Source organism: Chitinispirillales bacterium ANBcel5 (assembly GCA_029688955.1).
GTDB classification, from domain to species: Bacteria; Fibrobacterota; Chitinivibrionia; order Chitinivibrionales; family Chitinispirillaceae; genus Cellulosispirillum; species Cellulosispirillum alkaliphilum.
The window spans coordinates 195,249-219,877 of the sequence record JARUKZ010000001.1; the positions used below are offsets into that span (position 1 = coordinate 195,249).

Here is a 24,629-nt window from a genome sequence, read left to right on the forward strand (position 1 = left end):
AGTGAAAAGGACACTGTATCTCTTGGTACTAATTCACACTCTCTTTAGGTGTGCTGCTGTAAATACTTTTGAAAGTGATAATTTAAATAAAAGTGATAAAGTAAAGGAAACGATAATTACAGATAAAGAAGGTAGTCGCCAAAGCAAGAATCTGAAAACAGACACGCTAGATAAATTTCATAAGAACAAGCTTTTGGATGCAGAAAAAATGGTAATGGAAGCTTGTGCTAATTATTTACATCTTTATCCATCCAGCCCCAAAAGATCTGAGGTTTTAGAGATAAAAGCAAATATGTTATACAATAGGGGGCGTTTTGGTGAAAGTAGAAAGATATATCAGAAGATAATTTTAGAGTTTCCGGAGGAAAACGATATTGCCATAAGAATGACTGCTCAATCATATTATGAAGAAGAAAAGTACGATTCAGCACAATTATGGTACGGTAAGTTAATTAAGGAAGCAACCGGGAGTGAAACTAAAAGAGATGCACAATTAAGGATGGCACAAACTCTATTCAGAGTTGCTGAGCAGTATGAAAAAGAAGAAAGATATAGGGATGCAGCAGTACAATATAAAAGAGCCGCCAGGGAATTTCCGGAAACAGAAATTGCTGATGTCTCTCTTTTTAACACTGCTTTAATGTATGAAAAACTCTCGCAACTCTTGCGTGCAATAAAAACTCTCCAAAATCTTATCGTAAACTATGAAAACTCTGCAATGATTCCAGGAGCTAAATTCAGAATCGGTTTGAATTTTGAAAAATTAGAGCGGTGGGATGATGCTGCCGAAATATATTTACAATTAGTTTCAAATCATCAGGATTCTGAGCTTGCCGCAAATGCTATGTTGAATGCAGCATATTGTTTCGAACAGAGTAACCGGTTGCTGGAAGCGGCAGCAACATTTGAAAGAAAAGCCATTGTCTTTCACTCAAGTGATAATGCCCCCGATGTTCTTTTTAGGGCTGCTGATTTATATGGCCAAATAGGAGACTGGGAAAGTGCTTCAAGAGTTTCTGAAAAATTTACAAAACGTTTTGGTAGTGGAGATAATCGTTTAGTTCAGGCTCATTGTTTGGTTGGCATATCCCTGAAGAATCAAGGAAAGAAAGAGATGGCAATTCAACAACTTTTGACAGCTGTTGAAAGTTTATCAAAGATAGAAAAACCAGATGATAATAGTGTTTATTACGCCGCAAAATCATTATTCACTATTGCTCAAATCTACAAAGAAAATATGTCACAGATAGAACTAGTGCTTCCTGAAAGGGAATATAGAGAAAGAATAACTCGAAAATATGATTATCTGCACAAAGCAATAGATTATTATACGGAAGTAATTCAATTGGGACTTCTTGAATGGACCACAAAGAGCCTTTACCAGATTGGTGAAACTTACGAGGTGTTTGCGGAAGGTCTTTTCAATCAAGAGCGACCATCAAATGTCGACCTAAATAAACAAATCGCCCTTGAACTTGGTATAGTAGAAGCAATTGAAAGATATTCTGTAGAACAAGCTCTCTATTATCACCAACAAAATGTAGAACTTGGTATAAAGCAGTTTATTGAAGATGAATACATATCGGCGTCTAATAAGAAATTGACTTTACTGCCAATGATTGCAGCTAATCAATATTTATCACTTGCGGATATAGCACTAACTATGAAAAGCGCAGAAGGTCTTCAAGGTCCCAGGCTGATTGCAAAAAAACTAGATATACTGCAAAAAGTAACACCACTTCAAAAAAACGCTATAAACCTTTTCTTAAAAACACTTGAACTTGGAAGCAGATATAAACAGTTTGATAATAGTTATTTTGAAGCTGGAAAAAAGATTTTAGAAACTTCATTAACTTTAGGTGACAGTTATTATGAAGTTATTAATATAGCACGCCAGGCCCCTGTGCCCAAAGGTTTAGATGAATATGAACGATTAATTTATAAAACGAGACTTCTTTCCCAAACTGAAGATTATAAAGAAGAAGCTGTAGAGTCGTATCTATATGGGTTAAAAATAGCGCAGGCCTACAATTTAGAAGAGAGCGAAACAACAATTCCAAAGGAAAGGATTGCGCAATTACAGTTTGAGTGGGCTCGTAGCTATGATTTACTCTATCAAACAATAAAAACGGATCCGCCAATCCCTTCAAATATATCTGTACATGAAAAAGATAACTACAGAGGAAAATTTGAAGAGCTTGGGAAGCAACTAAGAAGAGAGATGATAAAAAATTATGAACGTGTCTTGGAATTTGAACAAAAAGGATATACGGCCGGTGAGTATGTCAGGCATGCATATGTTAGACTCTTTCAGAAAAGCAAAGAAATATACGGAATAAAAAAAGATACGATAATAGTCAGAACAATGTCTTCGGGAAGACGGTGGCGAGTTAAAAGGGGAATGGCCAAAGAGAATGCTGAGAGGTGGTATGAAAGAAGTTTTGATGATAGCGGCTGGAAGGAGCCAAAGAGAGTTGAAGTGTTGGACCAGGACCATTCAATGCTTAGAAATGCTTCAGAAACGGCAATGTGGATCGACGAGGAGAACTCTACTGAAAAAAAGAACAGAGATGTCTATTTTAGAAGAGAAGTGATCATAGAGGTAATACCCTTTAATGCAGAAATATTTTTAAGAGCAGACGGGGACATAAGTCTGTTTGTAAATGGTACAAAAGTGTCTTTGGAAGAGGCCCAGCCCGGCACATATAGGGCAGATCTGTTAGGAAAAGTACAAAGAGGCAATAATCTGATAGCTGTATCAGTCTCTCCCCAAAAAGATGCCAAACATGGGTTGTTACCCCTTTTGAGGATTAAGTCATCTTCTTATCATTTTATTCCCCAACCACCTAACGAAAACCCTTTACCAAAATATAGTGTTCGTCCGGAAAATTATATCTTTCCCGAAATAAAAAGTAAACTGGAGTAATAAAGTGAATGTCTTTAGAAGCGTAAGACTGTTGTTAGTAGCTATGCTTTTTCTGTATTCCTATCCTGCATGGTCAAACGAAGAAGAGGGGTTCAGTTATAAAATAGAAAAACCCGGGACAATAACTTTTACCGTAGGTGCACAAATTTCTGCCGATGTACATAAACCACAAGTAATAATTTTTCTCCCTAAGGAGGAAATTTATTATAGAGATATAAAGATGACTCATTCATTTACAGAACAAATATCAAAACCCTTATCTTTAAAAAGGATACGGAAAAATGAGATTCGATTTGACGGGGAATCATTTGAATGATACACTGATAGTGAGAGGCAGAAATCAAGATGTTGTAACTCTTTGTATGAGATTTTATTACCTGGAGTGAATAAATGGAAGTATTAGCTAAATTTTTCCAACAAGGTGGGTACTGGATGTATCCAATTGTTGCAGTATCTGCAATTTCATTAGCAATAGTCATAGATAGGGTATATTATCTATATGTTCATTGCAAGATAGATTCAAGGGCTCTTTTATTTCAGATTACCCGACTTGTTCGTAATGGAGAGGCGGAACGGGCTTCAAAGCTATGCAGTAAACTCAAAAAACCTTTGGCTATTATACTTGAAAGTGCTATTTGGCATTATGTTCAAAATGAGCCGGATCAGGAGATCCAAAATTCTATGGATGAAATAGCGCTGAGGGAGTTACCAAAAATTCAAAAAAGAACACATTATTTGTCGCTTTCGGCAAATGTTTCTACTTTGCTTGGGCTGTTAGGTACCATTTTTGGTTTACAGCAAGCTTTTGGTGCTCTGGCTGCAGCTGATCCTGCTCAAAAAGCAACTGTTCTTGCACAAGGAATTGCTATAGCTATGAATACTACAGCAATGGGTTTGATAGTAGCAATACCTTGTATGGTAATGCACTCAATTCTTGGTGCAAAAGCTAATGCTATTATTGAAGAAATCGATGAATGTACGGTCAAACTACTAAATTTGTTAAATGCCCAGGGAAGAAGTTAGTGTTTAGAACATGATGAACTTACCCAGTGAAAAAAAAAGGTCTCTGATAAAACGTTTAAAAATGGGCGGAAAAGAGGTAGATCTTTTTGATTTGGATGTTACGCCTGTTATGAATCTATTTATGGTACTTATCCCTTTTTTGGTATCGATGGCAGTATTTACACATATAGCAGTGATTGATTTTAGACTGCCATCCTCAGATGTTCAGGATTCACAAGTAGTGGCTGATAAAAGAAATGATCTGGACCTCTCAGTAGTTGTTTCTTCAAAAGGATTTAGAGTAGTTGGTACGGGGAAAAAACTGAATCTTGTACCGATTGAGCATGGTCAGTACAATTTTGATACATTAAAAGAATTGTTAAGAGTAGTAAAACTCGAATACCCTTCCCAGGAAAGCATAATACTGGTTTTTGAGGGAGGGGTTCTTTATGAGAATATTGTAAGATTTATGGATATATGCCGGGAACTGCAGTTTGAAGATATTGGTTTATCCGGAGATATCGGATGATAAATCACAAAAAAAAAGGCAGCTTTTACACAAGCAAAGGATGTAAGCCCCAGCTAACTTCTCTTATCGATGTTATGGTTATATTGCTTATATATCTGCTTCAGTCATTTTCTGCTGAAGGTGAAATAATGACTGTTGGACCTGATCTTATACTGCCAGAATCAAGTTCTGAATTAACTCCTGAAGCAATGACGACCGTTATAGTGAATAATAGTTTCATTATGGCTGAAAACAGGAAGCTAACTACAGTTGACAAAGTGCTTGACTCTGAGGATCTAATAATACCTGAACTTAGTGAATGGTTGCGTCAGCGCAGAGAGATTTCAGAAAAACTGGGTAGGGTTACAGGCAGGGAATTTAAAGGTGAAATAACTATTCAGGGTGATAAAAGAATTCCGTTTGATTTGCTTAAACGGATTTTATACACATGTGGATATCAGAATTATAATCAATTCTCACTTGCAGTACGTAAGAGAGAAGAATAAAAACCTACAATGGGTAAGATAATTGTATCAGGTTCTACTGGATGTAATATAAATAAAACGGTGCTAAAACAGGTAAAGGGATCTTTTTACCGACCCCAAAATAAAGCTTTTTTGGCTTTAATCTTAGCATCTGTTATACTACATTTTCTTATCCTTTATTATTCAAATAAAAACTTAGTACATTATGTTGAAGATGTTGAAATCGATACTGTTCCTGAAAGGTTTGCCAGATTAATTATAGAAAAACCAATACCGCAGGATCAAAGTGTAAAAGAGTTTATAAAAAAATCAAAAGTTACACATAGTGATATAGAGACTGAAATAGAAAGTAAAATGGCAAAAACTAATGTGGAAAAAAAAGCTACTGAAACCATAACTAAGGTAGAAGAACGGGTGAGAAATGTAGGGTTACTTGGAATGTTAACCGGAACTGGAAAGTCTGCAAATGAAACATCTGTACCAGATGTACTTGGAGCAATAGATAGGAAAAACAGATCGAATGATCTGGAAGAGGCACTTAAAAACATTCAGGGGCTTAGGCGGGTGCAAAAAGGTGATGCTTTAGAGCAAAAGCTTGTGAGAAGAGGTGTTGAAGCTTCTATGCAGCGGGAAAATATTGATGATCTGATTGCTGAAATCGGTTCTGCTAATGTAACTACGTTGAGTCGAAAGGGTGATCTATTTATTGAGCGACCGGAAGCTATAGAGGGTGCGGGTTTAACTAATGTAAAAAGGGGACAATCTGCAATTAATTCAGTGGTCGCTTCCCATCGATCTACTATTAGATTGGTCTATCAGAGATATTTAAGGCGTGATCCGAATCTGAGTGGTAAAATTACTGTAAAGTTTACAATCAAAGCATCAGGAAGAGTTGTTGATGTGGTTGTGATTGAAAATTCAACAGGAAGTGAAAGTTTTAAAGAAGAAGTTATTAGAAGAATACAACTTTGGCAATTTGAGAAAATTCCTGAAGGAGATGTTACTGTCACGTATCCTTTCATTTTCTCTGCTGGGGGGTAGAGGTGTATTATGAGTAGAAATAAAGCCAGATTATTGGGTTTTGTATTATTTATTATTGTTTTTAGCACCGAGTCTTCAATTTTGCAGCCCGGTGATGTGGTAGACATTCAGATAATTTCTCATCCGGAAATGTCAGGAAGGTTTACTGTCAGAGCCAATGGTACTATTAACTATCCTCTTTTCAGTGATGAAATAGTAGAAAACAGAACCACTGCAGAGTTGATGAATGATCTTGTATTCAGGCTGGCAAGGCATATTGAGAACCCTTTGGTTATGGTATCAAAAGTAGAAAACCCCGAAATTTTAGTCACAGTTCTTGGTCAGGTAAAAAAACCAGGACCAGTTGTGCTCTATGAAAATGCATCAGTGCAGGAGGCAATAGTAAAAGCAGGAGGTATCTTATCTGATGCTAATTTAGAAAAAATAAAAATACATAGAAACGGTAAACGCATACAGGCGATAGAAGTTAATCTGAAAGATTTTTTCAGCAGTGGGGATATAAATTTGCTTCCGGATTTAAAAGCTGATGATGTGGTAGTTGTACTTGGTCATAAAAAAAACAGAATGGTTAAGGTATTGGGTGCGGTAAAAAGACCGGGATTATATGAAATTGAAGAACAGGCTAATATCTTCGAAATGATATATATGGCAGGTGGGCCTAACGATAGAGCTGATTTGAGAAGGGTACGAAAAATAACCAAAGAAGACGACAAAACATCTGAAGAAATAATTGACATTCAGGCTTTATTGGACCAGGGGGATATGGATAGTATGCCCACAGTGGAAAGAGGAGATGTAATCCTGGTTTATTCCAGGTGGTTTGACTGGAAAACTATGATGAGTTTTTTAAACAATACCTTACTACTGTTAATAACCGTTCAAACCTTCGCAGGATGGTTTAAATAAAAAATGGAAGAGGTACGCAATGATTGGGTAATGGCACAACCTGCAATTAAGGACTATATTGCCGTTATAGTAAACCATAAATGTATAATCCTGTTGGCATTATGTACAGTAGTATTGTCAACGATGTACTATGTAAGACAAATTGAAGATGAGTTTGAATCATATTCCAAAATTGTGATCGAAGAACAAAGTGCTCTTCTGAACCCTGTGTTAAGATCGAACTACAGGCCTCTTAGTTTCTATGAGGGAATACTAAATAGCCGATCCTTTCTTGGAGGGCTAGTAGATAGTATTGGGATGAAAACATTTAATAGTACATACCCTGACTTATCCCCAGAAGGTGCCAGGGAATATATACGTTCAAATATGGGCCTGCGAAAAACTCCTTACACCTCTTTTATTCGCCTCAACGCAAGAGCCGGGGCAGATGAGTTGGCATTTTTGATGGCTGATAAAGGTACAAAGTTACTTATGCTAAGGTGTCATGAAATGGCAAGTGAAGAGTCAAGACGTACTGTAATTGAAATAGAAAAACAATTGGCAATAGTTAAGGAGAATTTAAAACTTTCCGAAAAGGACTATCAAAATTTTATAGAAACTGTTGGTAATCTTAAGGGAGGGACAACTCCTGAACTTACAACACTGCAGGACGCGTATACCAATAATCTGGCACAAATAGGAATAATGCAAGCCGATTTTGAAGCCGAAAGGGAACAGTTAAAAAATATTGAAAAAAGGATTGCCCCAGACTCAAGAGAGTTATCCCCTGAGTTTTATAAACTAAGGGAGAAGTTAAAAGATCTGGAAACTGAAAAGATGAGACTTGAAAACCTTGGAATCAGGTTTTCAGGTTTATCAAAAATTGATAGAGAGATCCGTGAAATCGAACAACAGTTGCTTCAATACCAAAAAAAAACTGTTGCACCGGTAGATCCAATGAGCTTACATCAGTGGCAAGAGCTTAGAAAATCGGTGATTGAAAAAGAGGGTGAACTGGAGTTGTTTAGAAGAAGACTTGATTCTTATGAGAATGCTATAGCAAATTATAAAAACAATAATCCAAACATTCACTATCAAACTCTTGAGTTGATGAGAATTAAAAGAGCAAAAGAAGTGTATGAAAATATCTATTCTATACTTCTTGAAAAGGTGGAGGAAGCAAGGATTAGAAGCAGGTCTATAGAGACGGGTATTAAAATTGTAGATGAGGCCACTTTCCCTTTGGAGCCAATTTCTAAAAATGAAACAATTTTTTATGCATTAAGTGTAATTATCGGGTTAACCCTGGGTGTTTCAATAGCATTTTTGCTTGAATACAACGATACCTCTGTAAAAACTACAGAAGATGTGGAAAAATACTTGGGTTTATCTGTTTTGGGCTCAATACCTCATATTCATCTTAAAAGGAAAGTAAAAGATAATTCAAGTAGGAAAGGCAAAGTAGCACAGTATACTAAAAACATTTATGATATCTCTAAAGAAGATTCTGTCATTTTGGAAGCGTACAGATCTTTGAGAACCAATATATCATTTGTTAGCCCTGATTACCCTTTTAAAACCATTGTGCTTACCTCTGCCAGTCCGGGTGAGGGGAAAAGTTTAACCGCTTCCAATCTTTCAATGGCTTATGCTAAAATGGGGAAAAGAACACTTTTAGTTGATACTGATTTAAGACGGCCGGTTCAACACAAAATCTTTAATCTAAAGAGAGAAAATGGTTTAACAAGTTTGTTTTTGGAGAACACAAACTATGAAAAGGTTATTAAAAAAACAGATCTGGACAATCTTAGTATCATTACAGCCGGAGTTTTTACTCCAAATCCTTCAGAGTTGATTGGATCACAAAAGATGACTCAGTTGATTGAAACCTTCAAGGAAAATTTTGATATAGTTTTGTTTGATACTCCACCTGTTATAGCTGTAACTGACCCTGCGTTACTTGGAACTAAAGTGGATGGTGTATTACTGGTTATTAAATCACAATGTACAGATCGGCAATTAGTAGGGAGGGCAGTAAAAAGCTTCAGCAATATTGGAGTTGACGTAAATGGGGCAGTTCTCAATAATATAAATATTTCACGGCATTGCAATAGTTACGGTTATTACAAGTACTATAAAAGTGATATGAGCGGCTAACTAAAAATTTACACCAATTTTAGAGCTAATCTTATGATAATAAGCTGGATATATCCTAAAACAGAAAAATGCGGCATAAATCATTATTCCATTGCTTATATAAGTGCTATTGGAAATTTGGGGGTTGAAATCAATGCTATACCCTGGAGTAGTTTGCGAGAGAGTCATAAACTAAAAGATATAAATAAAAGTGATCTGGTTCATATTCAATACGAACCATCTATATTTCTTAACAAAAACAAAGATTTCTATCCTAAGTTGTGTGCTAAAATTAACAAACCTCTCATTGTTACCCTGCATGAGATCTACGAAACTTTCCCTGGTGTTTTTCCAAAATCTAAGATAAGGGGTAGATTAAAACTCTTAAAAGAGCTCATATATGATTACCGGCATTCTGCTCAGACCGCTTTTTATCGTAATCTCAACAACAGCTTTTATTCTGACCAAATTATTGTACATCACAATTTCCAAAAAAAAATTCTTGTAAAAAAAGGAATGAGTGCTGAAAATATAGCAGTTTCAGGTTTTCCTGTAAAACATGAGTCTGAATATAGGGAGTCAAAACCACAGAAAACTGTTCAGCTTGGCTGTGCTGGTTTTATAAATTCACAATTTGATTATGAGTTGCTTTTTCAACTATTGTCAAAACTAAAAATAAAGTGGAATTTCACCTGGGTTGGGGGGGTAAGGCTCAGCGATCACAATTATCTCCAAACCAGTATAGAGCAAAAAATAAAACAACTTAATTGGGAAAATAAATTTAACATAACAGGGTATCTCGATATAAACAATTATGAACAAGAAATAAGAAAACTTGATGTAGGACTATGCCTTTTTTCAAACAGAAGTGCATCAAAGAGTATATCTGATATGATGGCAGAGGGGGTTATAATTGCGTGTAGTTGCATAGAAATGACAGAAGAAATTGCGGCTGAATACAATCCGGTATTTATGTTATCCCCAAACTGTTTAGACGCTGCTGCTCAGATAGAACAATTAAGCACAAACCATAGGCTTAGAACTAAAATTCAGGAGGGAATGGGACATTATACAAAAAAGTATAGTATAGAAAACCTGGCTGCTAAAACATTAAACTTATACAAGAAAAAAATACTGAATGTTTAAAAAAGGTCCCAAAGTATCTTTTGTTATTCCGACCCGAAACAGACCCGACGAACTTACTGTTTGTTTGGAAAGTCTTTGTAAAGAAGATGTTGGTAAAAGATCGTCTATCCATATTATTGATGATGCTTCAAATTATAGGCAAAAGGTATTAAATCAAATAATATGTAACAAATTTAAGGTTGATTACTGCTATCTTGAAAAAAACAGAGGCATGGCAGTCGCAAGAAATATCGGTATATCCAGATCTAATGGGGATTGGGTGGCATTTCTTGATGATGATGTTGTCGTAGATAGTGGCTGGTATACTACACTGCGAAATAATCTGCAATCAGTACATGAAAATGTAGTTGGTATTGAGGGAAAAGTTACAGCCTCAGGTGGCGGTTTGTGGGACAATGAGGTCCAAAACTCAAGTCAGGGCGGCTATCTTACTTGTCATATAATATACAAAAAATGCAAATTAGAGCAAGTGGGTGGTTTTGATAGCGCTTTTGAATACCTGGGGCCATTTTGCGAGGACCATGAGCTGGCCCTACGCATGCTTGAGCAAGGTTTTATTAGTTACTGTCCAGATTTAAAAGTTACTCACCAAGCAAGAAGTATAAATTATTTCGATAAAATTACAAGCACAACAAAACGAATGAGGGGACTTATAAAAGCAGAGTGTTACTTTTATTTAAAGCATCCTATGAAATATAAATCGGTAAGATATCATTCCTCTTTTTTTCAAACCTACAGGGCTATTCTTATGAAACACACGCTCACATCAATGCGCAGAAGAGGAGTTAGAAAGCTGTGCTCAAAACCATTAGAAGCACTGATGCTGGTATTAATGTCGTCTTGGGAGCAAATAAACGCCTGGTTTCTGTTGCCTGCGGTTATAAACGGTAGAATCTTAGATGTAAGATCATGTGATGAAAAAACAGATTGGTGTAAGTAACGAAAAAGGAGATGTTATGAGAATAAAACCAGGCATTTCTGTTGTTGTTGCTTCTCATCGACCTGGTTTCATTAAGGAGCTTCTTATTTCTCTGCTCAAGGCTGCACAAGACATTAAATTCCCCTATGAAATTATTGTAGTTGCAGACTACCCCATAGAGCCATTACGAAAGCAATATAACTATGTTAAGTGGATTTTTATAGATGACATAAGCATATCAAAAAAACGTAACTGTGGTGTAAAAAAGGCAAAGTATAGTATAATTGGATTCGTTGATGATGACTGTGTAGTTGATAAGGACTGGTTAAGGATTGGTTATGAATTTTTACTCAATAATGAACAGTTTAGTGCAGTTGAGGGCAAAACCTTTATCAGGGCAGATGGATCGGAATCAAGACTGATAAATGAGTATAAGCGGCTCGAAAAACCTAAGTATAGGACAAATAACATATTTTATCGAAAAAAAAATTTTGAAGAAAATGGTAGCTTTGATGAGCGGTTTACGGTTCAGAGAGAAGATGTTGATTTAGCATTTACCGTCTTAAAGAATGGTGGATCAATTGCCTTTAATCCTTCAATGAATGTGTATCATAGGTTTAGAAGTGGTGAATGGTGGGATTTACTAAAAAACTGCTGGAATAGAAGGTTTGATCCTCTTTTGCTTAAAAAACATCGCCAGGAATACAGAAAAAAGATAGGATCTGCTTTCTCGGGCACTCTACTATCGCTTTTGTCCATTCATAGTTTGATTATCATTTCACTCTTTTTTATGGATAAAGCTATTATCCCCCTTATCGTGCTTGAAATAACAGTTACAACTGCTTTTACCATAAGAAGGATAGGTGTTGAGAATGTTGGTTTTGACTACTTTATTAAAGAATGGTGGTGTATGTTGGTTTCTCCTTTTGTCCTTATGGCCGCTTTGTTGTATGGAAGTGTGAAATATAAAAAGTTACTATTATATTGAGAATTTATGAAAATCGCAATTATTAGCCGATATTTACCCTCAGATGAACCAAACGGGGTATCAATTCAAGTACACAATCTTGCTCAAACTTTAGTCCAAAAGGGACATGATGTCATTTGTTACAGTTTTAGCCCGGCTGTTAGAGGAATGCTGTATAAACACGTGCAGCTAAAATGGAAATGGAAAAATAGACTATTCAGAAAATTTGAACCAGCATTTGCCTTTAAAAAAATTGATGTGAAATCATTTGATATAGTTCATTATCATGGAGATGATTATCTTAAAGCGGGAGCTACTAACAGAGTACGTACTTTCTATGGCTCTGCAATCAGAGAGGCTATGCATGCAAGAACGTGTGTAACCTTTTTCTATCAGTTCACCTTCTATCTTTTAGAAATTGTGTCCGCTTTTCGTAAGGGCGTAACGGTTGGGATATCCAGGGATACTGTGAAATGTATACCATTAATAAAAAAAGAGATCCCCTGTATGATACCGCATAACTATCACAGGGGTGCAAGGAATATAACAACCCATCCAACAGTTCTCTTTATAGGGGCTATGGGTACCCGTAAACGCGGGAACTTAATGGTTGAGGTATTTAAAAATGAAATACTGCCCCAAGTTAAAAATTGTAAACTGATCATAGTTGGAGCCCAGGGGAGATCCGATGAACATATTACCTATAAAGGTCGGATTACTGATAAACAACTTAGGGAAGAGTATTCTAAGGCATGGGTTTATTGCTGCTGTAGCTCTTATGAAGGGTTTGGTGTGCCGGTAATTGAAGCCATGGCCAACAAATGTCCTGTCGTTGCAACTTATAACCCCGGGGCTGACCAGGTAATTACTTCTGGATATAATGGCTTACTGTGTACATCAGGTAATCTTGGAATAAATATTTTAACAGTTTTGTCTGATTCAGCTCTAAGGTCAAGGTTAAGTGAGAATGCATTTAAAACTGTAGAAAAGTATTCTTGCAAAAAAATCGTATCCCGCTATGAAAAAGTATATAACGATGTTCTTAAGCTTAAAGCTTAGAAAAGTAACTCTGTAGCAGAAAATGTTATCTTTATAAGGTAAGACGATAAACTGCAACACTTTTGCCCTTTGATCAGACCGGTTATTAAAGTTTGTACCTTAAAGCATGGTTGTTATTGAAAAAAGTACCTCCAATAAAATACCCAAGCCAATAAGAGAGATAATTGCAGAAAATTTCAACAGGTATCCAATAAACCTTCTTGTCAAAGACTGCCGATCGATTGCTTTTATAAGGTCTTCCATTGATTGAAAACGACGTTCTCTGTTTTTTGCCATCATTTTACGAATCAAAAGAACTGATTTTATAGATATATCTCTGTTAAATTTTCTCGGTGATACCCATGGGCCCTTAGTTTGCTTGGCAGCAACTTCCTGAATACATTTTCCGCTATAGACTGTGCGTCCGGTAAGCATAAAGAAAAGGGTGGCACCCAGGGAGTAGATATCGGTGCGTCCATCTATATCCCTAAGTCCGTTGATTTGCTCAGGTGAAGCAAAGTGGATGGAACCCACCATGAAACCTTCTGCCGTAAGAGTCAGGTGGTCATCATCCTGGTGCATTACCACTCCAAAATCTGTCACCTTTGTTACGCCACAGTCATCGACAAGAATATTTTCAGGTTTAATGTCCCGGTGAATAATGCTGTTTTGATGTGCATACCCCAATGCCACTGCAACATCGCGAATTATTTTAAGGGCTACTTTTTCTGTAAACTTTTTATGCTTTTTTATGTACTGGTCAAGAGACAGGCCTTCCACCAATTCCATTGTAAAATAGTAGCGTCTGCCGCTCTTGCCTGCATCATAAAGAGTTACGATATTAGGGTGATTTAGTTTGGCGAGTGCCCGAACCTCCTGAAAAAAACGGGAAACATTGGTCTTATCTGATGAAAACCTGGAACTTAGAATTTTTAAAGCAACACATCGTAATGTGAACTCATGAAGTGCCCTGTAGACTTTGCCCATCCCACCTTGACCAACGAGCTTCTGTAGCCTGTACCCTCCGTAATAATCACCGCTTTCTCCAAGACGGGATATCTCCTGTAATTCCTCGAGCTGCTCTTCACTCAGAAAGCCCTGTTTTATCATGATCTCTTCAATTGTGGTCTCAAGGCCTATTCTTCTGCTTTTTTTAACCAATTCTCTACAATCGAGATGTTGTTTACGGGAGACCAGTTTTCTCTCAACAGCAAGCTTTATTACGGGGTTTTCATAACGGACTTTTGTGCTCTTTTCACTCATTACATTTTGGTCCCTGAGCTCTGAGGGTTAGCTGTATATTCCAAATACTAGCAATATAGTTATATTTTAAACGCTCAGCAATGCGCAAAGAGCATAATAAAGCAGTGCTCAGGCGTTCTTTTATGGCTAACCCCTTTTAAATACAGCACTTTGAGGACATTCAAAACAACTCTTTAACATATACATTTAAATTGCAAACAAAGGTTCTTCAATGACTGAATCAAGTAGCTGTTTTGCCTGTTTTAACTGCCTGTCATTACCCTCAATTGCAATCCACACAGCACCTTCAGCCCCTAAAACGCCTCCTGCTGATACTAAATTGGCATTACAACCACTAAGGTAGTGTATTGCCTGCAGCTCGGTAATTATGTTCCCTGTAACGGGAATTAAGCGAGGACCGGTAGCCTTTGGAGAGTTCAGGGATAAAGCAATGGAGTCGATATCATCACAAACCCTCTTCTCAAGACCTACGGGAATTATAAGCTCAACCCTTTTTCCAATGTTTGCCTGCAGTGCTGCGATAATAGTGCCTCCTTCGGGGTGTCCGATTAAAACACCTGCTTTTTTACTGCAAAGGTTAACGCAGTTTGCTCCCTTAATGATAATATCCCCTGTTTGAAGGTTACCCTTTATATCATAGATGGTTTTCCCTTTGAGCCAGGTTCCGTTTTGAATGATTACATCACCCGGAAACTGTGATTCATCGGGAAAACGACCACTTTTGGTAGTGGTAATGCCTGGTGATGGCGTTATCCCTCTGAAAAACCGTTTGCGGCAGAAATCCTCACTTTGACCAAGATTCAAAAGCAGCTCTTCAGCAATATAGCCATTAGTGGTTCCTGCAATGATTGCAATAGTTGCGCTTTTTATTGCCTTTGACTTGGTGATTCTTTCTGCAACAGCTTTTCCAATCAGTCTTTTACCGGCGGAAGGTGTTAGTACATATTGTATCATACTGTATCCTTTCTAATCTTAGAAAAGCTATTATAATTCATTTGATTAAGGCTACTGTTATTTAAAACAGAAAACATAAAACCAAAGATTAAGTTGTAGTAACGTGATTAAAAATGTAGAATTTCCTTATAAATGGCAAGGAAATTCAGGTGTTGTTGATGGGGAAAATGTAGGTTTATACTATTGTATGTATATTTTAAGCTTTCGTGCTTCTATGAAATTATGAAATTAATTCGTTTAGAATCACTACTTACACAGAACTATTCTATTAGAATACTGATTCCCTTTGTTTCCAACGCAAAAGAAGTGATAGCGGTGAGGCGAGAGTACTATCAAATTTGTGATACCTTAAATATCAGTCCTATGGTGGAAATTGGAGCAATGCTCGAAAGAATAAATAGGATTACAATATAAGCACTTCAACTCACAGTACTATAGGTCCAGTGCCCTGTACTAATAAGTTAAAAATTATCCTCTCATCCGTGCTATTCCTGATATTCCCACAACACTGCCATTACTGTCATTGAGCGGTTTTTCAGAAATTTCAAACATACAGGTTGAGCCATTCTTTCTCTTTAGTTCAACACTGTAGGGAGGCTGTATATTTCCCTTGAGACTAAGTGCCGTATATTCAGCTACAGATTTATTAATTGGATTATCGGTCAAAAATGTTTCGAAGTTCCTCATAAACTCTTCATTGGTGTATCCAAGTGTATTCTCTATTCCAAAAGCATAGGAAAAAACTCCTTCAGTATCGTGCCTGTAGATAAAGCAGCCATTGAACTTAGATAACATAGACATAAGGCTTTCTGAAAAAACGGATAAATCAACTGCACTTGAATTGATATGTGAAATATCAGTGGCGACTGAGTTTACTTTACTATCAAAATCATTGATTACTTCGGAGATGTTTGAAAGTTCCTGAGCAGATTCGGTGACATTATCCGCAACATCTCTAGCGCCTGTACTCATTTTTACTATACTTTTTTCTACCTCATTAATGGTAGCGCTCTGCTCTTCTACAGCGCTGACGATAGAATGAGAAATAGAATCAACTTCACCAATGATTTCAGCTACATCTTTAATATCCAACACAGCAGATTGAGTGTCTGTTTGAATTTTTGTTATCTGTTGCTCTATTTCTTTGGTAGCCCTGGCTGTTTGTTTTGCTAACTCTTTTATTTCATTGGCGACAACAGCGAATCCTTTACCCGCCTCACCTGCGCTTGTCGCTTCAATCATAGCATTAAGTGCAAGAAGGTTTGTCTTATCAGCTATTTTGTTGATCACAACAGTAATTTTACCGATAGATTTTGCAGCATTATTAAGCTGAACCATCGAGTTTTTATTAGTAATAGCTTTTTTATTGGCACTCTGTACTATAGATAACTCTTTTTGGCAGTTGAGCGATACTTCATTTAAAGACGCACTTATCTCCTCAACTGCCGTAGATATGGAGACTGCTGAATCGGACATCTCTTTAGCGGCAGAAGAGATCGTACTGATATTACTGGAAGTTTTATCTGTTGCGGCTGTAATCATAGAACTTTGCTCGCTCATCTCTTTGGCGGTTTGTGACATATTGGATGATTTCGATGTCAGTACTATTGCCGAATTGGCAACACTGTCAGAAGTTAAAGTAATGTTACCAAAAATATCTTTCAGTTGAGTGGCAAGCGTGTTAAAGGAGCGCATTAGCTCTCCCAATTCGTTTTCTGGTAGTGCAGTGTTAAATTTTTGATTAAGATCACCTTTAGACAAACTTTTATTCATATCAATAATAGTTTTTAAGGGTTTTTTGATTTTGATCATGATGTATTTAAGTTGCAAAATTAAGGTAAAGGTAAGAACAGGTATAATCCAGAAAATATGTTTCCAGTCAGAAATGGCGAATATGTAGGTCGCAAGGGAGGCTTTCAATGCAAATAGAATGATTACCAAACTGATGGCATAAACTATAGAGCCCTTGAAGACTATTTTTGATACTGAAATTAAGACACTAACTGCTGAAATCAATGCTATCAGATAAGCTACATGCATATTCATAAATTGAACTACTCCTGCTACCCAATTTTTTTTTAACTCGATGTTATTTTATCACCCGGGGCACTGTCTGGGAAGTTTTTTTTAAAATTCACAGGCTGGTTTGTTGTTTAAACCTAAAAGGGTCAAAAAGTTAGGGTTTGGGGTGTATATTTTTATGTGCCATGTAGCATTTCAAATTATGTTATTGATATTGAACTATCAGCCCCCGATAAAACAGGCATAGATAAGGCAGAGAGTTGCACTATTTTTAGCTCTGTTATATTTTAAGGTAAAGTAAGTTAGCGTCACTGAAGTCAGCTTAAAAATGAAATTTTGTTTTAAAAAACTGCCTGAAATATCCGAAGATGAATTTTTTCCTCAAATACAGTACCTTCACGAAAGTATAAAACCCGAAAAATGATACGAGTTCTTTTCGATGTTGTGCAGGAATATTATTGGCCATCAATGGAGCCAATATTCAAAGAGATGGCCAAGGATTCACGTTATGACCTAAACATTCGTATCGGTCCCAATCAAAAGAGAGTGCTTGGACTATTCCTTATTAGTCGCAAAAAAAGAGATAGAAGCATCTTTTATAAAAGATGGCTATAAAATTACAGAGAAGCGCAGTGGATATGATGTAGTAATTTCGGGTGATACTCTCAAAGAGCCACAAGCCTATGGCGACGCCTTACTTTGCAATGTGGACCATGGGCCGGGGATAAAGACACTGCGTTACCGAAATTTTCTCCGGCAAAAAGATACACGATATGTGGTATTTGTAGAAGGCCGCTACAGGATTGAAAAATTTAAAAAATACGGCCTCGATAAAAAGCATACATTTATCGATGTCGGTCTGCCAAAGCATGACCCTCTTTTGAGCGGTGCATTCAGCAGGGAAGAAATCATTCAGCAGTATGGTCTTGATCCCGAAAAAAAGATCGTGGTGTATGCGCCATCATATAAGCCGACTTCCATCTTTATGATCGGGGATAAGCTCCTTCAGCTTCTTAATGACTACAATGTTCTGGTAAAACTGCATCCCTACAGTTGGGCTGGAAAATACGCCTCCCATTCTCAACATCGATTCTTTGAAAAAATGTGCTCAAAAGATCACCGTCTTCAACTTGTTCCGGCACACGAGCACAATATGCTTCCCTATCTTTGGGCTGCGGACACAATGATCAGTGAAGGCTCCAGTGTAATAAACGAATTTCTTGCGCTTGAGCGTTGTGGGATTATAGTTAATCTTCCAGATGAAAATTTGCGACATTCAGATGGGCAGCCTCATCTTGAAGAAAATTCCAGAGAGTGGTTAAAGGGTTCTTTTGTACACCTTGAAAATCCTGATCAGTTACTCAAAGCGGTTGAAACCGCTCTTAACCCCGATACTGAACGAATCAAAAAGATCAAAGAGGATAGAGAATTTCTATATACCCATGTGGATGGCAAAGCTTCTAAAAGATTAAAAAAGGCTGTTGAAGAACTTCTGGAGCAAAAATGATAGTGAATAAAAGAGTAGCACCTCCGGCAGTTATACTTGCCGCAGGAATGGGCAAAAGACTTGGGTGTGAAAGTGTTCCCAAACCTATGGTTCGTGTAAATGGAGTTGCGCTAATCGATAACCATTGAAGCACTTGTTGACTCTAAAATACTCCATGCTGTAATCGTTACAGGACACCTTTCCCAAATACTAAAAAACTATTTGAGCACAAAGTATAAATCCCGGATATCATTAACATTTATAAAAAATGAGTATTACTATTGCACAAACAATATCTACTCTTTCTATCTGGCCCGGGAGTATCTTGTTAATGGTTTTTACTTGTTTGAATCGGATGTGTTTTTTGAACATTCTCTGCTAAAGAAAATGGTCAATTCACCTTATGATAATCTGATAGTGTCAGACAACTACCGGCCACAACTTAATGGCACTGTTGTGCTGGCCAACAGTGCCGGACGAGTGAAAAAAATGCTGTTACCACAACAGCAAACGCCGGCAAAAATATCTGACTCTTTTAAAACGGTAAATTTCTACAAATTTGATTACACCTACACTAATAAATGTTTACTACCCGGTTTAGAGCGTGAAATTAGCCTTAAGAATACTGGTGTGTATTACGAACATATTATTATGAAAGATATCAATGAAGGCTGCTTCTTTACTAATCTTACCACTTCGCCATTCCGCTGGTTTGAAATAGATACGCAGGAAGACCTGCGAGCAGCAGAGAAACTATTCAGTAGTGCTGGTGACGGGGATGTATTGAGTATTAGTGATGATACGGTTATTGCTCAAACACAGGCCTCATAAAGTATTTATAACAAGCATTTTTTGTTTTTGCCCTCTTGTTTGTTTCTAAAAACTGTTGTAGCAAAACTCACTGCTCTTTCAGTCCTTTTACTAAGAGTTAAAAACGGACATAATATTCTACAAAATAGAGGCATGAGGGTTTAGTATCTAAATTTTGGGATAGTAACTCTACGGTTTTGCTGCGCATTGTTTTTACGGCGTTTTTGAGTACCGCCAGATAAACCTTTTCACTAAATTATTCAATTCAACAGCGCACCGAGCCTGTTGCTCCAGCCGAGCTGAGCGGTTGCATCTCGACTACGCTCAACGAGCGCAATGGTTGCCGCTCGATGAGCGGGAGCTGTACAACCCGGGATGTTAGTCTGCACAATGCACCCAAAAACTACCTGTCCCCAAAAGGGAAAAAGACCACCTTGTACTCCATTTTGGGTATGTTTCTTACAAAAAGAGCCATGTTTCTCAGCGAAAGATCCAATGTTTCTCAAATTTTTGGTTTAAACTATTCGTAAGAACATTGCGCTGAATATAGCAGTGCATCAAACACTGCGGAAAACAAGGGCTGTGTTGGTTGCAAATATGCCAGGCAATTTAAAGAAAATCCGTAAAACGTTCACTGGATTTCATAAAGAATATACAGGTTAAAAAAAAATCTTGATGATTAAATAGCGAAATATTAATTTAATTAGAAATCTCTAACTGAGTGAGGATCCTACTATGAGCGAACATGAATTAACATCGACCCTTGAAGACTATCTTGAAACAATTCTTAATATCGTCTCTACTCGCAAGGTCGCACGATCCATGGAGATTGCAGAGAGTCTCAACGTTAAGCGCCCCACTGTTACTGTCGCGCTGCGTACTCTGGCAGAAAAAGGACTCATTAATTACGAACCCCGATCCTACATAACACTTACTGATAACGGGGAAAAAATTGCCAAATGTGTGGATAAGAGACATCATGTACTCCGTGATTTTTTCATGGAAGTGCTCAACCTTTCATTGCAAGAGAGTGAAACGGCTGCCTGTCACATGGAGCATAGTATGGATAACAATCTTTGTGAAGCTGTTACAAACTTACTCACTGCCCTCAGAAATGACCAGGATCTTGCATCCAGATTAAAAAAGGCGATGAAAACTGCTGGTAAAACCGGTAAATGTAAGAAAGTATGTAAAGGGACTGCTTTAGGAAATAAGGAGTAGCAGTGTTTACTGCTGTTTTGTAACCTGTTTTTATTTTTCTCGGGAAGTTAGAGAGTGCTAAGAGGTTTAGTGTGGCCTATTTATTTGGAATCGTTTTTCAATGAATTTGAAAGTAACTGATCTGAAAAGTATAAAAAGGAATGTAACGTGGAAATATTTCTGCATCACATCTATGAGTACAAAAAAGGTTTACGTAGATTAGTTCTGCACACAACAGCTTCACTGTATAGAGAGTTTATCGAGGCAAAACTGAGCTCTCAGGGGATAAGCTACATAATTGTACCAGTATCCGGGATAAAAATCAATGTTTTCTTTGGTGATCCTTATTGTATTGAAATTTTAAGGTCATTTGCACATAATGATCTTTCAACTCTGAGTGATGAGCAGGACTTTATTTTGGGATCAATGCTTGGATATGATATAGTTCAACAGTGTAAACGATTTCTAAAAAGAAAAGAGGAGTATACGATTAAAGAGCGCACATGGGCAAATTCTAATAACAGCAGACTGAAAATGGTGAACACCTATGCGAATTAAGTTGGCTCTTACAGTATCATTTACACTTCTGTTTTCATTGTTTGTTAAAGGTGAGGATAGTGAGGCGATACTTTCACAGATCAGGGACTATCAGTCGAAAACTGAAGAGATTCGCAAAAAGATCACTCATGAGCAGCAGAAAGCGACAGCTGACAGTATCGCGTTCTCAGAATATGTGACAGACTATGAGAATAGAGCGTTAAGTTTACAGCAGGAGCGGGATTCTCTGAATGCTTTAGTTGAAAGGCTTAATGAGAGAAGAGGTTCTCTTGAAGCGCAGAGTGGTGTTATCCAGGCACGGAGCACCAATTATCGGGCACAAACAAGATCATTGTTACATGCCATTAGGGATAACTGCCGGCAATTTCATGACTCTCTGCAACATCTTGCATTATTCAATATGGACAGACAACTGCACGCGTTGAGGTTTCTTGAAGGGGAACTTGCTGCTGGAACTGTGGATGCAGTTGAGGGGCTCGAGAGGTACTGGCAGATAGTGGGGCAAATAGAGCAGGCATCCCAAAAAATAGAAACCTGGAGTGGATCTTCACCCCATGCTGCAGTAAGTGGTGAAGTGACTTTTTTACGCCTGAGATTTGTTTGGCTTGCATTTATAAATAATGATAATAGTAAGGGATACCTTTGGGACAGTAGTAACGATGAATGGTCAATGATAGAAAATGCTTCTGATATTGTTGAAATCAGAGAAGCGAGCAATTTGATTTCCGGAAGTGCTGCTCCTCGGCTCGTAAAGCTACCTTTCAGTCATACAATCAGTGCTACTGAAAAGGAGAGTGACTGATGGTTTTGAAGATGATTGTTTTGTTGGTATTGTTGTCTGTTCAAACTGCAGTTGCCCGGAGAGGCAGATCTCAGGAAGATGAAAGTGAAACGCAACAGTTGTTACAGAGCCTACAGGAAGCCAGAAGTACCTATACATCTCAAGTCGCAGCTTTGCAACGTGTTACTGATTTACGGTGGTCTCAGCGTCAAAAGCAGGTTGATCAGAAAAGTAGCTGGCAACGGGAAGCTAACCGGACCCAAAACGAAATAGAGCGGCTTTATACAGAGATTGCCAGAATTCGTGAAGAGATACTGCTCCGTGAAGGGGGGGTAAGCGGGGCTGAATCGGAGCTTAAAAGAGAGAGAGAGGGTTTTGAAGCCATTAGCAGGACTGTTGAATCGATAATCGAACGGGAAGAAGATGCTGTCAGAACTAATTTTGCCCTTGATCAGCAGGAGCGATCTTTGGAGGTGCAGCAGATCGCAACCTCTCGAAGTACTACACCAGCTCAGCTTCAGCGACGCTTACGGTTGCTTCAACAGTATGTACTTGGACGAGTCGCTAATCAAAGCTCGATAGAGATTACAAAAAGTACAATTTTGTTAAATGATAACTCTCTGGATGAGGGCACAGTGTTAAGATTTGGTAATGTATTTGCCCTGGCAGTAAATGATACGGGAGATGTCTACTATCATGGATTCACGGGACAGAGAGCTGAATCACCGTTTGAATGGGTAAAACTGACTGACGAAGATGCCGAAAAAAACATGATTACCTATGCGCCGACCTGGCTTAAAAATGGTAGAGTCGATGGCCGTGTGTATATGGACGTTATGCAAAATACTCATACCGGTGAATTGCTTGGAGTTCAAAGAAAAACGTTGATGCAGGCTGCTGAAGACTATATACGTGCAGGAGGAATACTAATGATTCCGCTTGCAGCTATTTGCTTATGGGCTCTTCTTCTGATTTTAAACCGATTAATAGTGTACTCTCTGACCCATTCACGGGATAACAAGTTTATAGATAATGCAGTTGATTACCTCAATGATAAAAAAATGAATGAGGCAACCGATCTCGCAAATCGGTCCAAAGGTGTTCTCGCACGCATTTTGAATACTTGTTTACATCATTCAAAATGGAAACGTCCGGTAGCCGAAAAAGCGGTGAAGGAACTTCTGCTTGATGAGGTCCCATCTCTTGATAAACACCTTGATACGTTGGCTGTGCTTGCTGCCGCAGCACCCCTCCTTGGACTTTTGGGAACAGTAACCGGTATGATTTCGATGTTTGAATCGATAACGAGGTTTGGTACAGGTGATCCCAAACTTCTTGCGGGGGGAATCTCTGAAGCTTTGGTGACCACAAAAACTGGACTTGGAATAGCAATCCCGTTACTGTTAATTCATAACTTCCTTCGCAATCGCAGAAATCATATACAATCAGAGATGGAAGTTTATGCAATGCGCATACTCAACAGACTTTGGCCTCAGGATTAGAGGTAGTTAATATGTACCCTGTCTTTAACTACTATGCAAACAATGGTGGTATCGTAAATGCTGCAATATTTATGGTTGCAGTGATGTGTGTGTACATAGGTACAGGTAAATTATTACAGTTTAATTCCTACAGGAAAGTGAAACTGGTTGGTTGTGTAAAAAGCGATAAGCTTGCAAAAGAGGTTACCTATATTTACGATTGGTTTTACAGTGAAAATAGTTATTCTTTGGCGTACTATAAAAACCATTTTAGGGAGAGGCTCATTGAAGTTGTGCCAAAACTTGAAGAGGGGTTAGATACTATGGCCGCTCTTATTCAGGCTGCGCCTCTCTTAGGATTATTTGGTACGGTTGTAGGTATGATAAGGACGTTCTCGCTCATCACAACCTTTGGAACAGCTAATCCTGTGGTATTAACAGAAGGCATAACCATATCCCTTCTTACCACACAGGCAGGGCTTTTGGTTGCTTTTCCCTGTATGCTCTTTCATAACTACATTACAGGAAGAAAAAATGAATTGGTTCAGGATATACTAAATCAGGGCGAAAAGATGATCACTCTGGTATCAGAAGAAAAAGGGTAAAGATGTTTGATGATTATGGCTTGACAAGAAAGAAGGCTGCAACTGCTGAAGTAAATATTGGTCCTCTGTTGGACATGGTTTTTATTTTGCTGATATTTTTTGTGGTTACCACCAATTTTAACAGGGAAACCGGGGTAGATGTTACAAAACCAAGCTCTCAGAGCGCGGTTTCTCTTGGGCAAAAGACTATACTGGTTGGGGTTTCCCGTGAAGGAACCATTCATGTTCATGGTCGGCAGGTGACAGCTGAGGGATTGCTTAGTGTATTGAATCGCGAAATTTCGCAGCGCCCGGATGCCTCAGTGGTAATCGTGGGTGATGTGGGATCAACACTGGGTAAAACAGTTGAGATTATGGATATATGTGCAAGAGCAGGGGTAACTAATGTTTCGGTCTCGGCAGATAAGAGATAGAGA

25 protein-coding genes are annotated in these 24,629 nt (G+C 37.9%); 22 read left to right on the forward strand and 3 right to left on the reverse strand.

Annotated elements, in window-relative coordinates; all coding sequences use genetic code 11:
* The first annotated feature begins 1 nt into the window (after position 1).
* From QA601_00845 to QA601_00900, 12 genes are all read left to right on the forward strand, one after another.
* Positions 2-2,926 carry a tetratricopeptide repeat protein gene (locus QA601_00845; GenBank protein ID MDG5813613.1) on the forward strand — a complete coding sequence of 975 codons (2,925 nt, stop codon included), beginning with the start codon at positions 2-4 and terminating at the stop codon, positions 2,924-2,926.
* Between the two features lie 4 nt (positions 2,927-2,930).
* Complete coding sequence (locus tag QA601_00850) at positions 2,931-3,242, forward strand: hypothetical protein (protein ID MDG5813614.1); 312 nt, start codon at positions 2,931-2,933, stop codon at positions 3,240-3,242.
* Positions 3,243-3,316: 74 nt separating this feature from the next.
* Positions 3,317-3,949, forward strand: a complete 633-nt coding sequence (locus QA601_00855) for a MotA/TolQ/ExbB proton channel family protein (GenBank protein MDG5813615.1) — start codon at positions 3,317-3,319, stop codon at positions 3,947-3,949.
* A 10-nt stretch (positions 3,950-3,959) separates the two neighbouring features.
* The gene (locus QA601_00860) at positions 3,960-4,457 is read left to right on the forward strand and encodes a biopolymer transporter ExbD (GenBank protein ID MDG5813616.1); all 498 of its coding nucleotides are present in this window, start codon (positions 3,960-3,962) and stop codon (positions 4,455-4,457) included.
* Entirely contained in the window at positions 4,454-4,942 is a 489-nt protein-coding gene (locus QA601_00865; GenBank protein ID MDG5813617.1) for a biopolymer transporter ExbD, read from the forward strand. The genes QA601_00860 and QA601_00865 overlap by 4 nt, the downstream gene beginning before the upstream one ends.
* 9 nt (positions 4,943-4,951) lie before the next feature.
* Positions 4,952-5,962, forward strand: a complete 1,011-nt coding sequence (locus QA601_00870; GenBank protein MDG5813618.1) for an AgmX/PglI C-terminal domain-containing protein — start codon at positions 4,952-4,954, stop codon at positions 5,960-5,962.
* Positions 5,963-5,971: 9 nt separating this feature from the next.
* Entirely contained in the window at positions 5,972-6,868 is an 897-nt protein-coding gene (locus tag QA601_00875; GenBank protein MDG5813619.1) for an SLBB domain-containing protein, read from the forward strand.
* A 3-nt stretch (positions 6,869-6,871) separates the two neighbouring features.
* Positions 6,872-9,004 (forward strand): polysaccharide biosynthesis tyrosine autokinase, encoded by a 2,133-nt coding sequence (locus QA601_00880; protein ID MDG5813620.1) that lies wholly within the window; start codon positions 6,872-6,874, stop codon positions 9,002-9,004.
* A 33-nt stretch (positions 9,005-9,037) separates the two neighbouring features.
* Complete coding sequence (locus QA601_00885; protein MDG5813621.1) at positions 9,038-10,129, forward strand: glycosyltransferase; 1,092 nt, start codon at positions 9,038-9,040, stop codon at positions 10,127-10,129.
* Positions 10,122-11,069 carry a glycosyltransferase gene (locus QA601_00890; GenBank protein MDG5813622.1) on the forward strand — a complete coding sequence of 316 codons (948 nt, stop codon included), beginning with the start codon at positions 10,122-10,124 and terminating at the stop codon, positions 11,067-11,069. Before QA601_00885 ends, QA601_00890 begins: the two co-directional genes overlap by 8 nt.
* 16 nt (positions 11,070-11,085) lie before the next feature.
* Complete coding sequence (locus tag QA601_00895) at positions 11,086-12,036, forward strand: glycosyltransferase (protein ID MDG5813623.1); 951 nt, start codon at positions 11,086-11,088, stop codon at positions 12,034-12,036.
* Between the two features lie 6 nt (positions 12,037-12,042).
* Positions 12,043-13,074 carry a glycosyltransferase family 4 protein gene (locus QA601_00900; protein ID MDG5813624.1) on the forward strand — a complete coding sequence of 344 codons (1,032 nt, stop codon included), beginning with the start codon at positions 12,043-12,045 and terminating at the stop codon, positions 13,072-13,074.
* 99 nt (positions 13,075-13,173) lie between these two features.
* Here the strand turns inward: QA601_00900 and QA601_00905 are convergent, their stop codons facing one another.
* The gene (locus tag QA601_00905) at positions 13,174-14,316 is read right to left on the reverse strand and encodes a serine/threonine-protein kinase (GenBank protein MDG5813625.1); all 1,143 of its coding nucleotides are present in this window, start codon (positions 14,314-14,316) and stop codon (positions 13,174-13,176) included.
* A 186-nt stretch (positions 14,317-14,502) separates the two neighbouring features.
* Positions 14,503-15,270, reverse strand: a complete 768-nt coding sequence (locus QA601_00910; protein ID MDG5813626.1) for a hypothetical protein — start codon at positions 15,268-15,270, stop codon at positions 14,503-14,505.
* Positions 15,271-15,492: 222 nt separating this feature from the next.
* Between QA601_00910 and QA601_00915 the strand changes: the two genes are divergently transcribed.
* Positions 15,493-15,684: a hypothetical protein gene (locus QA601_00915; GenBank protein ID MDG5813627.1), complete on the forward strand. Its 192-nt coding sequence runs from the start codon at positions 15,493-15,495 to the stop codon at positions 15,682-15,684.
* Positions 15,685-15,738: 54 nt separating this feature from the next.
* Here the strand turns inward: QA601_00915 and QA601_00920 are convergent, their stop codons facing one another.
* On the reverse strand, positions 15,739-17,316 hold the full coding sequence (locus QA601_00920) for a methyl-accepting chemotaxis protein (protein ID MDG5813628.1): 1,578 nt from the start codon (positions 17,314-17,316) through the stop codon (positions 15,739-15,741).
* 526 nt (positions 17,317-17,842) lie between these two features.
* On the opposite strand from QA601_00920, the gene QA601_00925 reads away from it, so the two are divergent.
* The 9 genes from QA601_00925 to QA601_00965 all read left to right on the forward strand — a co-directional run bounded on the left by QA601_00925 (position 17,843) and on the right by QA601_00965 (position 24,626).
* A complete protein-coding gene (locus QA601_00925; protein ID MDG5813629.1) occupies positions 17,843-18,799 on the forward strand; it encodes a CDP-glycerol glycerophosphotransferase family protein in 957 nt (318 codons plus the stop codon).
* Entirely contained in the window at positions 18,796-18,927 is a 132-nt protein-coding gene (locus QA601_00930) for a hypothetical protein (protein ID MDG5813630.1), read from the forward strand. Before QA601_00925 ends, QA601_00930 begins: the two co-directional genes overlap by 4 nt.
* Positions 18,928-19,000: 73 nt before the next feature.
* The gene (locus QA601_00935) at positions 19,001-19,609 is read left to right on the forward strand and encodes a hypothetical protein (protein ID MDG5813631.1); all 609 of its coding nucleotides are present in this window, start codon (positions 19,001-19,003) and stop codon (positions 19,607-19,609) included.
* 714 nt (positions 19,610-20,323) lie between these two features.
* On the forward strand, positions 20,324-20,809 hold the full coding sequence (locus QA601_00940) for a metal-dependent transcriptional regulator (GenBank protein ID MDG5813632.1): 486 nt from the start codon (positions 20,324-20,326) through the stop codon (positions 20,807-20,809).
* Between the two features lie 147 nt (positions 20,810-20,956).
* Positions 20,957-21,346 carry a DUF2023 family protein gene (locus QA601_00945; protein MDG5813633.1) on the forward strand — a complete coding sequence of 130 codons (390 nt, stop codon included), beginning with the start codon at positions 20,957-20,959 and terminating at the stop codon, positions 21,344-21,346.
* Positions 21,336-22,148 carry a DUF3450 family protein gene (locus QA601_00950; protein ID MDG5813634.1) on the forward strand — a complete coding sequence of 271 codons (813 nt, stop codon included), beginning with the start codon at positions 21,336-21,338 and terminating at the stop codon, positions 22,146-22,148. Before QA601_00945 ends, QA601_00950 begins: the two co-directional genes overlap by 11 nt.
* Entirely contained in the window at positions 22,148-23,629 is a 1,482-nt protein-coding gene (locus QA601_00955; protein MDG5813635.1) for a MotA/TolQ/ExbB proton channel family protein, read from the forward strand. Before QA601_00950 ends, QA601_00955 begins: the two co-directional genes overlap by 1 nt.
* A gap of 11 nt (positions 23,630-23,640) precedes the next feature.
* Positions 23,641-24,213: a MotA/TolQ/ExbB proton channel family protein gene (locus tag QA601_00960; GenBank protein ID MDG5813636.1), complete on the forward strand. Its 573-nt coding sequence runs from the start codon at positions 23,641-23,643 to the stop codon at positions 24,211-24,213.
* Positions 24,214-24,215: 2 nt separating this feature from the next.
* The gene (locus tag QA601_00965) at positions 24,216-24,626 is read left to right on the forward strand and encodes a biopolymer transporter ExbD (protein ID MDG5813637.1); all 411 of its coding nucleotides are present in this window, start codon (positions 24,216-24,218) and stop codon (positions 24,624-24,626) included.
* Positions 24,627-24,629 lie beyond the last annotated feature (3 nt).